This is a genomic window from Salinivibrio sp. PR6, from assembly GCF_001995955.1.
GTDB classification, from domain to species: Bacteria; Pseudomonadota; Gammaproteobacteria; order Enterobacterales; family Vibrionaceae; genus Salinivibrio; species Salinivibrio siamensis.
Genome location: NZ_MUFA01000006.1, coordinates 212,869 through 227,560 on the forward strand (window position 1 = coordinate 212,869; position 14,692 = coordinate 227,560).

General features: G+C 52.0%; 13 protein-coding genes. 6 read left to right on the plus strand and 7 right to left on the minus strand.

What is annotated here, in order from left to right:
- The first annotated feature begins 33 nt into the window (after nucleotides 1-33).
- From BZG72_RS06980 to BZG72_RS07005, 6 genes are all read left to right on the plus strand, one after another.
- Nucleotides 34-2,376: an ExeM/NucH family extracellular endonuclease gene (locus BZG72_RS06980; protein WP_077666445.1), complete on the plus strand. Its 2,343-nt coding sequence runs from the start codon at nucleotides 34-36 to the stop codon at nucleotides 2,374-2,376.
- A 92-nt stretch (nucleotides 2,377-2,468) separates the two neighbouring features.
- Complete coding sequence (locus BZG72_RS06985; RefSeq protein WP_077666446.1) at nucleotides 2,469-3,044, plus strand: anthranilate synthase component II; 576 nt, start codon at nucleotides 2,469-2,471, stop codon at nucleotides 3,042-3,044.
- A gap of 369 nt (nucleotides 3,045-3,413) precedes the next feature.
- The gene (locus BZG72_RS06990) at nucleotides 3,414-4,631 is read left to right on the plus strand and encodes an aspartate aminotransferase family protein (protein ID WP_046074769.1); all 1,218 of its coding nucleotides are present in this window, start codon (nucleotides 3,414-3,416) and stop codon (nucleotides 4,629-4,631) included.
- A 29-nt stretch (nucleotides 4,632-4,660) separates the two neighbouring features.
- Nucleotides 4,661-5,683, plus strand: coding sequence for an arginine N-succinyltransferase (gene astA, locus BZG72_RS06995; protein ID WP_046074770.1), 1,023 nt, complete (start codon nucleotides 4,661-4,663; stop codon nucleotides 5,681-5,683).
- A gap of 1 nt (nucleotide 5,684) precedes the next feature.
- A complete protein-coding gene (astD, locus tag BZG72_RS07000; RefSeq protein ID WP_046074771.1) occupies nucleotides 5,685-7,166 on the plus strand; it encodes a succinylglutamate-semialdehyde dehydrogenase in 1,482 nt (493 codons plus the stop codon).
- A 10-nt stretch (nucleotides 7,167-7,176) separates the two neighbouring features.
- Entirely contained in the window at nucleotides 7,177-7,968 is a 792-nt protein-coding gene (locus BZG72_RS07005) for a DUF1338 domain-containing protein (RefSeq protein WP_046074772.1), read from the plus strand.
- A gap of 67 nt (nucleotides 7,969-8,035) precedes the next feature.
- On the opposite strand, the gene BZG72_RS07010 is transcribed toward BZG72_RS07005, so the two are convergent.
- The 7 genes from BZG72_RS07010 to BZG72_RS07040 all read right to left on the minus strand — a co-directional run bounded on the left by BZG72_RS07010 (nucleotide 8,036) and on the right by BZG72_RS07040 (nucleotide 14,581).
- The gene (locus BZG72_RS07010; protein ID WP_077578263.1) at nucleotides 8,036-8,902 is read right to left on the minus strand and encodes an ABC transporter substrate-binding protein; all 867 of its coding nucleotides are present in this window, start codon (nucleotides 8,900-8,902) and stop codon (nucleotides 8,036-8,038) included.
- Between the two features lie 130 nt (nucleotides 8,903-9,032).
- A complete protein-coding gene (gene crp, locus BZG72_RS07015) occupies nucleotides 9,033-9,665 on the minus strand; it encodes a cAMP-activated global transcriptional regulator CRP (protein ID WP_002535199.1) in 633 nt (210 codons plus the stop codon).
- A 249-nt stretch (nucleotides 9,666-9,914) separates the two neighbouring features.
- Nucleotides 9,915-10,784, minus strand: a complete 870-nt coding sequence (locus BZG72_RS07020) for a phosphoribulokinase (protein ID WP_046074773.1) — start codon at nucleotides 10,782-10,784, stop codon at nucleotides 9,915-9,917.
- 56 nt (nucleotides 10,785-10,840) lie between these two features.
- Nucleotides 10,841-11,059 (minus strand): YheU family protein, encoded by a 219-nt coding sequence (locus BZG72_RS07025; protein ID WP_077578264.1) that lies wholly within the window; start codon nucleotides 11,057-11,059, stop codon nucleotides 10,841-10,843.
- A gap of 108 nt (nucleotides 11,060-11,167) precedes the next feature.
- Nucleotides 11,168-12,184, minus strand: coding sequence for a hydrolase (locus BZG72_RS07030; RefSeq protein ID WP_077578265.1), 1,017 nt, complete (start codon nucleotides 12,182-12,184; stop codon nucleotides 11,168-11,170).
- Nucleotides 12,168-12,644 carry a TIGR02444 family protein gene (locus BZG72_RS07035; protein ID WP_046074776.1) on the minus strand — a complete coding sequence of 159 codons (477 nt, stop codon included), beginning with the start codon at nucleotides 12,642-12,644 and terminating at the stop codon, nucleotides 12,168-12,170. The genes BZG72_RS07030 and BZG72_RS07035 overlap by 17 nt, the downstream gene beginning before the upstream one ends.
- Before the next feature lie 8 nt (nucleotides 12,645-12,652).
- Nucleotides 12,653-14,581, minus strand: a complete 1,929-nt coding sequence (locus BZG72_RS07040) for an ABC transporter ATP-binding protein (RefSeq protein WP_077578267.1) — start codon at nucleotides 14,579-14,581, stop codon at nucleotides 12,653-12,655.
- Nucleotides 14,582-14,692: the final 111 nt, after the last annotated feature.

Genomic DNA, 14,692 nt, shown 5'->3' on the forward strand with positions numbered 1-14,692 from the left:
CGAGTAAACACTCAATTACGTGAAGGAACAGGTATGAAAAAGCCAATGATGTGGTCACCGCTTGCGCTGGTAATGGCGGGGATTGCACTGCCCGCGGCGGCAAAAGCGCCACTTACCGAGAGCTACCAATGTGGGGTGACCACCCCGACCCCCATTTATGCCATTCAAGGCGATGGGACGCGGAGCCCGCTTGTCCCGGATGGCAAATATAGCTCAGACAAAACTTATGCCGTGCAAGGGGTGGTGACGGCGGTCACTCAGGGTTTGTATAAAGGGGTCTGGATTCAAGATCCGCAAGGTGATGGCAACCCTGCCACGTCTGACGGGTTGTTTGTCTATTTGCGTGACGCGCAACACTTAGCGTTGGCGCCCGGCGATACTCTTTGTGCCAGCGGTAAAATTAAAGAGTACTACGGGCATACCCAGCTAGGCGTCACGGATGGACAGGTGGCAAAAGGGCCTTACCAAGGTGATGTGCTACCTACTGCCATCCGTGTGGGGGCAGAGGAAACCCTTGATCAGGCACTGGAGCGCTATGAAGGCATGAAGGTGACCATGGACGCTGACAGTGAATTAGTGATCACCCGTAACTTTGGTTTTGACTACGATGCGTTCCGTAACAACATGGTGTTATCACATCAGGCACCTTTGTATAAACCGACACAATTGTATCCAGCATTAACACCAGGCGCTGAGGCGTTGGCAGAGAAAAATGCCCAAAACCAGCTTTATATTGAAACCGACCAGAAAGCGAAAGATGGCGAGATCCCGTACTTCCCTGGCCTTGATGCTGAGCAAGGCTATTTGCGGATTGGCGATCGCATCGAACGGTTGAGTGGTGTGCTGGGCTATAGCTACAGCCAGTATCGGCTGGTGGCGACTAACACGATCACCGCTGGGGATATTGTGCATCGCAATGACCGTCAACCGGCGCCTAAGACGGTACCAGACACAGATATTAAGGTCGCGAGCTTTAATGTGCTTAACTACTTTACTAGCGCCAGTGCGGTCGGTGGCCCACTCAATGTGACCTGTGAAGATCAAGCCGACGCGGATGCGAGCCGTGGCTGTAACCGTGGCGCAAAAACCGCGGCTGAGTTTGAACTGCAACGCTCGAAAATCGTTAACGCATTGACGGCAATGGATGCTGATATCGTTGGATTGATGGAGATTGAAAACAACGGCTTTGCAGCGGGTAGTGCCATTGATGATCTAGTGACTCAACTCAACGCCCAGTTTGCTGACCCCCGTGATCACTACCAATTTGTTGAACCGAGTGAGGCGGAGAAAAATCAAGGCGCTTACTTTGGCTCTGATGCCATCATGGTAGGCATGATTTATCGTCCTGCGACAGTGGCATTAGCAGGCAATGCCCAGGCTATCCCAATGCCCGAGCAGCATATCAGTGGCGAAAGCCCAGACGGAGAAACCAAGGCACTCGACAAATACCAGCGTGATAGCTTGATCCAACGCTTTATGATTAATGATCAGCCTCTTAGTGTGGTGGTGAATCACTTCAAATCAAAAGGCTCGGGCTGTTATGAAGATTGGGTTGCCGGCGAGTTTGATAGTGAAACGGCTGACCTGCAGGGCCGTTGTAATGAGTTCCGCGTCTCGGCGGCGGTGGCATTACGTGACCGATTAAACACCGTAGAGGGTGATGTCCTGATCTTAGGTGACTTGAATGCGTACGCGCAAGAAGATCCTGTTCGTGTGCTGACGGACTATCAGCGTCGCGAGGGTCAGCGCGATATTCTCACCGCTGCGGGCACGGAAATTCGTGGTGTGCCTATGCATGCGACCGGCCAACCCGTGGAAGAAGGATTGGGGTATACCAATTTGGCCACCGACTGGTTAGGGGACAAAGCCTATTCGTATTCGTTCTCTGGAGAGCTGGGTGCGTTAGATCATGCTTTGGCCAATGCCAGCTTGGCAAGCAAAGTGGTTGGCGTAGAAGAGTGGCACATTAACTCGGTAGAAAGTACGCTGTTTGAATATAGCCGCCAGTATACGGGTGATTTGGTGAAATCGGACAATGCGTTCTCATCCTCCGATCACGATCCTGTCTTGATCTCGCTTGACTACCCAGAGCCTGTGGTGCCTGTTTCTGTGACCGTGAACAATCGCAGCATTTTACCGATTGTGCCGCTGCTTAACGGACAGAAAAGCCCGGCTCATGCGTGGATGAAATGGCGCGCGACGCGCACGTTCAACCAAGCCAGCCCTTTGGTGCAATCCTTGGCGTTAAGCGCAGATGATCGTATTACGGTTGCGGTGAAAGCCTTGGGGTTGTTCCCTGTATACTGTGGCAGTGCCCCCGCTGATACACCGATGACAGTGACATACACTGGCTTTCGCTGTCAGTTAAATCGTTAACCAATAAGCGTCGTCCCTAACTCACGCTAGGATGACGCCCTATAAGCACTGTGTTAGCATCATGCCGGTTTTCAATCGCATGGCCGCGCACAGTGCTTCTTATCATCGATAACTACGACTCGTTTACCTACAACCTGTATCAATACTTTTGTGAATTGGGCGCGTCTGTTTGCGTCAAACGCAATGATGCGATTAGCTTGGCGGAGATAGAGGCGATGGCACCCACGCATATCGTGGTTTCGCCAGGCCCGTGTACCCCAGATGAGGCTGGGATCTCGCTGGCGGTGATTGAGCACTTTGCGGGAAAGATCCCCTTGTTAGGTGTCTGTCTGGGCTACCAAGCCCTAGCGCAAGTATTTGGGGCTAAGGTGATACGCGCGAAGGCAGTGATGCATGGTAAAACCTCGCCCGTTGATCACGAAGGACAAGGTGTCTTTGCGCATTTGCCAAGCCCGCTTACCGTCACGCGATATCACTCCTTAGTGGTGGATCCACACAGCTTACCTGCTTGTTTGATGGTAACAGCGACCACCACGGAGGCGGATGGACGTGAGATCATCATGGGGTTAAAACACCGAGAGCTCGCGGTGGAAGGGGTACAATTTCATCCAGAAAGCATCCTCACCCAAGAGGGACATGCGTTACTGGCCAACTTTCTCCAGCAATAAAGCCGACGGGATAAAGGCGCGATAGTTTTAAGCGCCATTACCTCGGAGCATCCCAGTCGCGCCCACTATTACACACTATTGCACAAAATGGCGATCTTTATCACTAATTTTACATTTCGCTATTTTTGACTGTCTTATCAATGGCTGCAACCTTATGCAGCCTGGGTGTTGTCTCCCTTCAGTCTTGCCTATTTGGCATCATAGCCTTGCTCGCTCTGCGCTTCTCTCTGCTCACAGTTTATGCATAACTATCTCTGTAAACTGCATGAGATCGGTTACCCTGCTGAAAACAAAACATAATCTGCTATTGCCGCGGTTAAAATAATGTAAATACTATGCGTCATAGATAAAACACAGAAGGATTGAGTGATGACAATGGAGCACAAAGTAGAACGTAAACTCTTCGATGAAGTCATGGTGCCATGTTACAACCCAATGCCGATGATCCCAGATCATGGTAAAGGGTCGCGCATCTGGGATCAGGAAGGTCGAGAGTATATCGATTTTGCCGGTGGTATCGCGGTGAGCTGTTTAGGCCATTGTCATCCGGTAATGGTGGATGCACTGACCGAACAAGCACAGAAGCTGTGGCACCTGAGTAATGTGATGACCAATGCCCCTGCGTTGCGCCTTGCTAAACGCCTCACCGAGCTGTCTTTTGCCGATCGTGTTTTTTACGCGAACTCAGGCGCCGAGGCGAACGAAGCCGCACTGAAACTGGCGCGTCGCTGGGCAAAAGAAGAGCACGGCGAGCACAAAAGTGAAATCATCGCGTTCACCAAAGGTTTCCACGGTCGTACCTTCTTTACCGTCACGGTAGGGGGACAGCCCGCTTATTCCGATGGCTTTGGCCCCAAGCCTGGCGATGTGACCCACCTTCCCTACAACGACATCGCCGCATTGGCTGACCATATCTCCGATCGCACCTGTGCGGTGATGATGGAGCCATTGCAAGGTGAGGGCGGCATCGTGCCACCGGAGGCAGGCTTTTTGCAGGCCGTGCGCGAGCTGTGTGATAAGCACAATGCGTTGTTGATTTTCGACGAAGTCCAAACCGGCAATGGCCGTACTGGCACCTTCTATGCCTATCAAGAATCAGGGGTCGAGCCGGACATTCTGGCGACAGCCAAATCATTAGGTGGCGGGATCCCCATTGGTGCCATGCTTACCACCGAACGTCTCGCGGCACATATGAAACCTGGCGTTCACGGCTCTACCTATGGCGGCAACCCACTGGCATGTGCCGTGGCAGAAGCGGTGGTCAATGAAGTGACCAAACCTGAAGTCTTAGACGGTGTGATTGAGCGAGAGCAATGGTTCCGTGACGGTTTAGAAGCGATTAACGATAAGTACGGTATCTTCAGTGAAGTCCGTGGCAAAGGCTTGCTACTCGGTGCGGCACTGAACCAAGACTGGGAAGGCCGTGCCCGCGATATTTTGGTTGCCGCGGGTGAAGAAGGCCTGTTGGTATTAGTCGCCGGCCCAAATGTGGTGCGTTTTACCCCCTCATTGGTGATTACCAAAGCTGATATTGAAGAAGGGATGGCACGCCTAGAGCGCGCGATTGCGAAGGTCGTTGCAGGATAAGCGACCTCATACACTCGGAGGGATTTGAGATGTTAGTTATTCGGCCTATCCGTGCATCAGATTTTGATGCACTGATGTTGTGTGCGGAAGCGTCCGGCCATGGGTTTACCTCGTTGCCGGTGGATGCCGATTTGCTACAAGGGCGAATTGATAATTCGCTAGAAAGTTTTGCCAAAAAGGTGACAGAGCCTGGCCCGGAAGGCTACTTGATGGTCGCTGAAGATGTAGAAACGGGTGAGATTGCTGGGACAACAGGCATCGAGGCCGCGATTGGCCTCGACAACCCATTTTACAGTTACCACCTGACGAAGGTGGTGCACTCGTCGCGCAAACTGAATGTGCATAACATCGTGGAAGTGCTGACGTTTGGCAACAACTACACCGGCACGACAGAGATCTGCACCTTGTTTATGCGCCCTGAGTTTCGTGGCGGCCTAAACGGCAAGCTCTTGTCCAAGTGTCGATTTTTAATGTTGGCACAATTTCCAGAGCGTTTCGCAGACGTGGTCTTTGCTGAAATGCGTGGTGTGTCTGACGACGAGGGAAACTCGCCGTTTTGGCAATGGTTGAAGGATAACTTCTTTAACATTGACTTCACGTTGGCTGACTACCTCACTGGGATTGGGGCGAAAGGCTTCATTGCTGACCTGATGCCAAAACTGCCGATTTACGTGAGCCTGCTTAGTGAGGAGGCGCGAGCGGTTATCGGGCAAGTGCACCCAAATACCCGCCCAGCGTTGCGCTTGTTGGAAAAAGAAGGCTTTTCGTGCCGTGGTTATGTCGACATCTTTGATGCCGGCCCCACGGTGGAATGCTTACGTCACAATATCGAATCCGTGCGTCATTCTTTTAACGCCTCGGCAAGCGTAAGAGAGCACAGCAGCGCGCAGGACTATTTGATATCGAACACGGACTTTGCCGGTTTCCGCGCCACGGCGGCGAAAGCGGCGGTGGATCATGAAACCAATCAGGTGGTGATCAGCCCCGCGGTAGCAGATGCATTGAATGTAAAAGAAGGCGATCAGCTGCGTTTGATTGCCATGGAGGGATAAGATGACAAAGCAATCAGCAGGCCATCTGATTAACGGTGAATGGGTGAAAGGCGAGGGCGAGGTGATGACCTCGCAAAATCCCTTTGATAGTCAGTGTATTTGGCAAGGTGAAGAAGCGACGCGCCCCCAGGTTGAACAAGCGGTTAGCGCCGCACGTGAAGCCTTTCTTCGTTGGCGTAATACTGAATTTGCCGAGCGCCAAGCGCTGGTTGAGCGCTTTGCCGAGATAGTGAAAGCGAATACGGATGATTTAGCGCGCACCATTGCGGAAGAGACGGGCAAACCATTCTGGGAAACCAAAACCGAAGTCGGTGCCATGGTCGGAAAAGTGGCGATCTCATTACGCGCTTACCACGAGAGAACGGGCTCACGCGAGAAGGACGTCAATGGCACGCAAGCGGTGTTGCGCCACCGCCCGTTAGGTGTGATGGCGGTCTTTGGTCCTTACAACTTCCCGGGTCATCTGCCCAATGGTCACATTGTTCCCGCGTTACTGGCCGGTAACAGTGTGGTATTCAAGCCGTCAGAGTTGACGCCGAAAGTGGCGGAGAAAACACTGGCGTATTGGCTAGAGGCGGGGCTGCCACATGGCCTTATCAATTTGGTGCAAGGTGGCCGTAATACCGGTGAGGCACTCGCGCAAGCGCGCGGCATCGACGGACTGCTATTTACCGGTAGCGCCAATACTGGCCATATTCTCCACCGCCAGTTTGCCGGTCAGCCTGATAAGATGCTCGCACTTGAAATGGGGGGAAATAACCCCTTGGTGGTCAGTGATCAGTTTGGTGATTTAGAGGCCACCGTGTATACCATCATTCAGTCAGCGTATCTTAGCGCCGGCCAACGCTGTACCTGTGCGCGCCGCTTGCTGTTGCCTGAGGGGGAAGTGGGTGACAAGATCTTGACTCGCCTAGCTCAATGGACAAAAACCGTGCGTGTAGGCGGTCAGTTTGATGATCCGGCTCCGTTTATGGGCGCACAGATCTCAGTGGCGGCAGCGGAAGGCATCCTGGCGACACAACAAAAGCTTGTTGATCTGGGCGCGAAGCCAGTGATTGAGTGTGAACATCAGCATGATGCGGTGATCTCGCCAGGGATCTTGGATGTCAGTGGTATCCAAGACTTACCGGATGAAGAGTATTTTGGCCCGTTGTTGCAAGTGCAGCGTTACCAGGATATGGCCGATGCGGTCACCAAAGCCAATGACACCCGTTATGGATTGTCTGCCGGGCTTATCAGTGAAGACGATGGTGAATGGCAGTATTTCCTTGACCATATTCGTGCAGGGATTGTTAACCGCAATCGTCAACTGACCGGAGCCAGTGGCGATGCGCCATTTGGTGGGCCAGGTGCTTCGGGGAACTTACGCCCTAGCGCGTATTACGCGGCAGATTATTGTGCTTATCCCATGGCATCCATGGAGGGCGAGCAGGTGATGCTTCCCGAGACGTTCGCCCCCGGTATACCGACTCAACAGGACTAAGGAGAGCAACATGGACAGTGGCCAAGCGTTATTCGACAAACTGTGGCAGGACTACATCAACCGCCTGTGCCCTTCGGCACATAAGGTGCATGCCTTATTAGAGGAAGGGCAACCTTTGATCAATGACCATATTGCCTTACGGACATTTGGTTTGCCTAAGGTTGGACTAAAGGTACTCGCGCGTCCATTTCTCGCCTTGGGGTATCAGCAAAAAGGTGACTATACCTTTGAAGCGAAAAAGCTCAATGCTTGCCATTTTGAGCACCCCGATCCCTTGATGCCGAAAGTCTTTATCAGTGAGTTGATGGTCGAGCAATGCTCGCCCGCGCTTCAGGCGATTGTTGAGAAGCTGGTGGCACAAGTTGATGCGTCGTCACTTACAGGCAGCGATTTTCTCCATCAGGGCCGCCTATGGGATATTGATTGGGCAACCTATCAAACGCTTGCCGAAGAGAGTGAATATGCGTCTTGGGTGGCGGCACACGGTTATGGTGCGAACCATTTTACCGTGAGTGTGAATCAGCTGAATGCGCATGATGATTGCCTCTCGGTGAACAACCGATTGCGTGATAATGGCTTTGCGATTAACGAGTCAGGTGGGGAAGTCAAAGGGGATGCATCTGTGTATCTGGAGCAATCCTCCACCATGGCTGACCGCGTGCCCGTTACTTTCTCCGATTGCACGCAAACCATCCCGGGTGGCTTTTACGAGTTTGCTAAGCGGTATGTGTTGCCCAATGGTGAACTCTACCAAGGTTTTGTGGCTGCTTCGGCAGACAAAATCTTTGAAAGCACCCATTAGTGCGTCACACATTGCTTATCGACATCATGGGAAAAGGGAGCGTGTGATACGCTCCCTTTTTTATCGTCTATTGAGCCTCGATGTCGAGCCAAAACGTGTCTGGAATCGCTTGTGTTTCGTTGCTTAAATGCGGGTTGTCGACTCGGATGACAGTACGCTCACCAATGTTCGCCTTTTCAAAGGTTTCCTTAACTAAAGGCGCATTATTGAAAAACTCGATAAATGATCCGTCTTGATACGCCGCTTCAAAAGCGCCATTTAACATCTCGGCGACGTCAGCATGTTGCGGAGACACAAACAGGAACATTGGGAAGCGATAGATCAGCATCAGGTGTGGGTCAACTAACAGGTTACCGTATTGCGGCCGCTCGGCTAATTCACTAAAAGGCTCAATCAAGGCACGAGGGAAGAGATCGGCCCGGCCCGTATCAACCACTTTGAAAATGTTTTCAAAGCTCGATATTTCACGTACGCGAAATCCCGCTGAGTTAAGCACCTTGACGTCGGCCCAACCTTGTCCCTGAATCATAGTAAGAGACTGCAAGTCACTCGCGCTACTTATCTGAGCAAGTTGGGGCTCGGTGGCTTGGTTGGTAATAAACAGGCGGTGGCCGAGTAAGCCACGAAACACGGGATAGCGAACGGGGATCAATTCAGCTTCCAGTGTACGGTCGGCACCAAGCCAGTCGACGGTGAGCTTGCCTTGCTTGAGCATTTCCACCTTACGAGATTGAGAGCCAATTTGGCCGTCAAAGGCTTGTAAGGTAACAGATTCTCCCGACTTTTCGGCAAGAAACTCGATGAGCTCAATGGCATAGAGATCAAGCGCCGAGCCGGCGCGTGGCTCGGGGTGGACAATCGTCGTATTGGACGCAGCATGGACTGAAAACACAGAGAGCGCGAAGGCGGTGAGGGTAATCATGAGTTTTTTCATAAACGACACCTTGTTAATTTTATGTTAACCATGTCGTTTTGAGTGTAGAAGCAATCCGCGTGCTTGCCAGATAATGGAGATAAAAAAACCGACGCCAGGGCGTCGGTTGGTGATACAGAGAGCGGCGCGATTAGCGTGTGCCGTATACCACGATGGTTTTACCGTGTGCGGAAATGAGGTTTTGCTCTTCCAGCATTTTAAGGATACGTCCCACTGTTTCGCGTGAGCAGCCAACGATTTGGCCAATTTCCTGACGGGTGATCTTAATCTGCATACCATCAGGATGCGTCATGGCATCAGGCTGCTTCGCCAAGTTCAATAGGGTTTGCGCAATGCGCCCTGTGACGTCCAGGAAGGCAAGATCCCCCACCTTTTGGCTCGTTACCTGCAAGCGGCGCGCCATTTGTGAGGACAAGCGCATCAAGATATCAGGATTCACTTGGATAAGCTGGCGGAACTTTTTGAATGAAATTTCTGCCACTTCACACGGTGATTTGGCGCGTACCCAAGCAGTGCGCTCTTGGTCTTCTTCGAAAAGCCCGAGCTCACCGATGAAGTCACCTTGGTTAAGGTAAGACAGGATCATTTCCTTGCCTTCTTCATCTTTGATCAGTACGGCCACAGACCCTTTCACGATGTAATACAAGGTCTCCGCCTTTTCACCAGCATGGATAAGCGTGCTTTTCGACGGATACTTATGAATATGACAATGTGAAAGGAACCACTCGAGTGTAGGGTCTGTTTGAGGTTTTCCTGGAACCATATAACTTATTTCCTCTGCATGTGTTGCCCGGCAACAACGTCCTATCTTTGTCTGAGGGGTAACCCATCAGATCATTGCACAGAATACGAAGTCTGAACGCGGGCTACAAGCTCACTGTATGTTAACAAGAGTGTATCTTTTTTTGTTGGTGATTTCTTGATTTTGATCTAGGCCAACCGCCTAAAAAACTGGCAAAAACGTGGCTAAGATCACGGCTTGAGAAGTAATACATCATGAATGCGCTACGCCTCAGCCAATCTTGCCTTTTTCTATCAATTGCTGGATCAATGGACGTATGATCAATTCCATTGCAAAGCCCATTTTTCCTCCCGGCACCACTAAGGTGTTATGGCGCGACATAAACGACCCGGTGATCATTTGCAACAGATAAGGGAAGTCGACGTTTTTCATGCCACGAAAGCGGATCACCACAAAGCTTTCATCCAAAGACGGAATCCCTTTGGCATTTAATGGGTTTGAGGTATCTACCGTGGGAACGCGCTGAAAGTTGATATGGGTGCGAGAAAACTGCGGGGTGATATAGTGCAGATAATCATCCATTGAGCGCACAATCGAGTCGGTCACCGCTTCACGAGAATGGCCTCTATCGCGCGTATCACGGACAAATTTTTGAATCCACTCTAAGTTGACGATGGGGACCATACCAATCAAGAGATCGACGTGCTGCGCAACGTTGACGTCACCGTCGACCACGCCGCCGTGCAACCCTTCGTAAAACAATACATTGGTATTGTCGGCCAAGTCTTGCCATGGCGTGAAGGTACCAGGCATTTGGTTATAGGGCACCGCTTCATCAAAGGTATGTAAGTAGCGGCGGTACTTCCCGGTGCCTTGGTCACCATACTCACGAAAAAACTGTTCCAGCCGAGGGAAGTCGTTGGCGGTGGGGCCAAAATAGCTGATATGTTTACCTTGCTCACGCGCTTTACGGATCTCGACGTCCATTTCGGGACGGGTAAAGCGATGAAAGCTGTCCCCTTCTAGCCAGGCCGCTTTGATGTTCATCATTTGGAACATCTTTCGGAAGGCTTCCGAGGTGGTGGTGGTGCCGGCCCCTGACGAGCCGGTGACCGCAATAATTGGATGTTTAGCCGACATGACGCGCCCTGTCATTCAGTCTGAATTTGTATCGCGATACGGCGAGTACTGCGATGCTAGGATCTGAGTGCTGCTTTACGACGAATATCCACTGTCTCGTGCAACTCAGAATACACAATCACGGCTTCTCCGGATTGCAGTTGTTGGCGAACGTCCTCCACTTTTTGTGCAAAGCTGACTTCTTGCTCACCATAATCGGTTCCTTCCCGTAACACAAAATGCTCAATTAAACCTGTGAGTGTCTCGTCGGGAATCGATTGCCATGGAACCATCATACTACATCACCTTTTATCGATCTCAGGATGGCATGCTAGGGTGCCTGATGTGAATGTTGTGAATTGGCTCGCATTTTACCCGATCATTCCGCGTAATGCAGTGGTTCTCTACGCTTTCTTGATCGTGCGCGTGTCACTCACACGATCCGAATGAGGTGATGGTACGGGTAGATAAGTGGCAAGCCAGTGGGGGACGGCGTGCTCAAGCCAAAACTGTGGCTGTCGCCAACTACCGGCGACAAAGCCAACATGGCCGCCATGTTCAGTGAGTTGGTAATCAATGTTTGCGGGTAACGGGGACGTAGGGATCACCGCGTCGGTCATAAAAGGATCGTCTTTGGCATGAATAATCGCCAGTGGGGCCTTGATGGTGTCGAGCACCGATAAACCACTGCAGGCGCGATAATAGTGGAGGGCATCGTCAAAGCCATGAAGCGGAGCGGTGACGGTTTGGTCGAACTCGAACAGAGTGTTTATCGCCGGGCGCTCCCCCGCGTGCCATCGGCCTACTTGCTGATGCCGTGTGAGCTTTTCCGCTAGGATTTGTCGCATCGAGCGCAATAAATAGGCTTGATAAATACGGGAAAAGCCTTGCTGGATACGCATCGAGCAGGCGGCAAGGTCAAGTGGCGGCGACACGGCGCAGCCACAGGCCACGATGGGATCATCGTGATAGTCCGCCAGGTAGCGCACCAGCATATTTCCCCCCAAAGAGACCCCGACTGCGCCAATTTGACTCTCTGGATAGGTTTGACGCAAATGGGTTAAGAAGGCGCGTGCGTCCTGGGTTTCTCCCGAGTGATAGGTCCGCGCGGCACGATTGAGGCGGCCACTGCAGCTGCGAAAGTGCATCACCACGCCGCACCAACCTTGGCGTTGGAAGGCCGCGAGCAAGCCGTTGGCATACGGGCTGTCAAAACTGCCTGCTAAGCCATGGAATAAAACAACAATCGGCTGTCCAGGTTGCGGCTGATGCGTCCACGCCAGATCAACAAAATCGCCATCGGGCAGGTCAAATTGCTGCCAGCGAGGGGTGAAAAGCGGGGCACGACGCAGAAAGCGAGGCAACAAGGTTTGCAGGTGCGCATTCCGCGCGCTGGGAATGGGTTTAAACGGTGTCATCATGGTTGCTTCCCTGTTCCTCGGCGGGTGTCACCTTCAGTGATGTGTATAGGTTGCGTGCTGATGGTGACAACTGACGGCAATAGTAGGCGAGAGGAGAGGCGGTGTCCGTGAGCCAGGTTTGACGATTCAGGGCATCGACTAAATCTTGCTGTTGGAATTTTTCTAAGCTGAGCTCGAAGTTAAGCATTTTTTTATATTGCCCACTCCCGACACGCGGCTTGATGTCACGCCGTAAATGACGGTAAGCAATCAGTAAGTGCTCAGAGCGGCTCAATGCGTGCTTCAGTTGTGTGAGGCTCTCGGGCGCAAGACCATAGCCGTGCTGTTCAATCCAGGCGAGTAATAAGGCAAGGTTGACGTTGCCTTGATGCTCGTCTTGGAGCCTGAGGCAAGCTTGCTTCACCTCTGGCTTGCCATAATGATGTAAACAAAACTGCCATAGGTCGGCGGGGTTCGCCATCCCAGGGGTTAGTTTTGATTGAATGTCGCCTCCAGGGCTTCCAGCTCTTCTTGTCGCTCCATCCATTCTTGTTCCACCTCTTCGAGCGTCGATTTGGCATCCGCTTGACGTTGCAATTGCGCCGTGAGTTGCGCCTTATTATCAGTGTGATAAATGTCAGGGTCCGCCAACTGATTTTCTGCGTCAGTGATAATGGCAGAGAGTTGCTCTATCTGTGTGTCGAGATTGTCAATTTTTTTCCGCAAAGGCGCGGTTTGCTTGCGTAACTCGGCATCGCGGCGTTTTTGCGCTTTGCGATCCATCTGTGTTTGTTGCGGCGCTGTTTTCTCCGCGGCCGCTTGTTTTTTGGTCTCGGCGCGATCGGCGCGCTGTTGATCGGTCAGCCAGCGATGATAATCGTTCAAGTCTCCATCAAAGGGTAGCACTGCGCCATTGTCGACCAAGTACAAATCATCGGTGGTGGCGCGCAGCAAAAAGCGATCGTGACTGACAATCACCATCGCGCCCTCGTAGGACTGTAAAGCGAGTGTCAGCGCTTGGCGCATATCCAAGTCCAGATGGTTGGTTGGCTCATCAAGTAACAATAAGTTCGGCTTTTGCCAGACCAGTAAGGCGAGCACAAGGCGGGCTTTTTCTCCGCCAGAGAAGGGGCCGATAGGCTCGAGCGCCTTGTCGCCTTGAAAGCCAAACCGGCCGAGAAAATCACGCAAGGTTTGCTCAGCGGTGGTGGGAGCCAACCGGTTTAAGTGCTGAAGTGGTGTATCGTCGATGCGTAACGTATCGAGTTGGTGTTGGGCAAAATAGCCAATTTTCACCCCTTGTGAATAGGTTAATTCGCCCGCCATGGCGGGTAAGCTGCCCGCGAGGAGTTTTATCAGGGTCGACTTACCCGCACCATTGCGCCCCAGTAAGCCAATGCGCGCCCCCGGCACCAGGTTAAGGCGAATGTTTTCAATAATGGGCGTCTTATCATAACCGGCCGCCACCTTGTCCATCATTAAAATGGGAGTGGGTAAGGCATCCGGTGTGAAGAAGGTAAAACTAAACGGATTATCGTATTGCGCGGGCAATACTTTCTCCATGCGCTCGAGCGCTTTAATCCGGCTTTGCGCTTGGCGGGCTTTGGTCGCTTTGTAGCGAAAGCGGTCAATGTACGATTGCATGTGGGCAATTTGCTTTTGTTGCTTTTCGTACTGCGCCTGTTGTTGGGCCAATTTTTGCGCGCGCATCTGCTCAAAGTCAGAATAATTACCGGTGTATTCATTAAGTTGTTGATGCTCAATATGAATAATCCGGTTGACGACAGGATCCAAAAAGTCCCGGTCGTGGGAGATCAACACCAAGGTGCCTGGGTATTGTTGTAACCATTTTTCCAGCCACATCACCGCATTGAGATCCAAGTGGTTGGTAGGCTCATCCAGCAACAATAGATCAGAGCGGCATAATAGCGCTTGTGCTAAGTTCAGTCGCATTCGCCAGCCCCCTGAGAATTGGGTGAGCGACCAGTGGACTTGGGGTTGGCTAAAGCCCAAACCATCGAGCAGACTCGCGGCGCGAGCTTCAATGGTGTAGCCACCAATGGCATCCAATTTGTCGTGTAACATCGCCACCGCGTTACCATCATCACGGGCTTCGGCGTCGCGTAGGGCTTGTTGGAGCTCGCGGTATTCGCTGTCGCCATCAATGACATATTCAAGGGCGCTTTTATCAAGTGCGGGGGTCTCTTGCGCTACCCAAGCCACTTGCCATTGGCTTGGGTAATCACAACGGCCGGCATCCAGGGATAATTGGTGGCGGAGCAAGGCAAACAGGCTAGATTTGCCACAGCCATTTTTGCCCACCAAGCCGACTTTATCGCCTGGTGAGATAGTGGCTGAAGTGTGGTCAAGCAGGGGCTTACCACCACGAAGCAGTTGAATGTCGGAGAAGCGAATCATGATTACTCAGTCTGTCTCGGGTTGATGGATGCGCATTGTTGCGCGGTCGTTATACCAGCTTGATACAGGGATTGCCAAATTCTACCGCGTCATCCTACTGGTCAGACACAG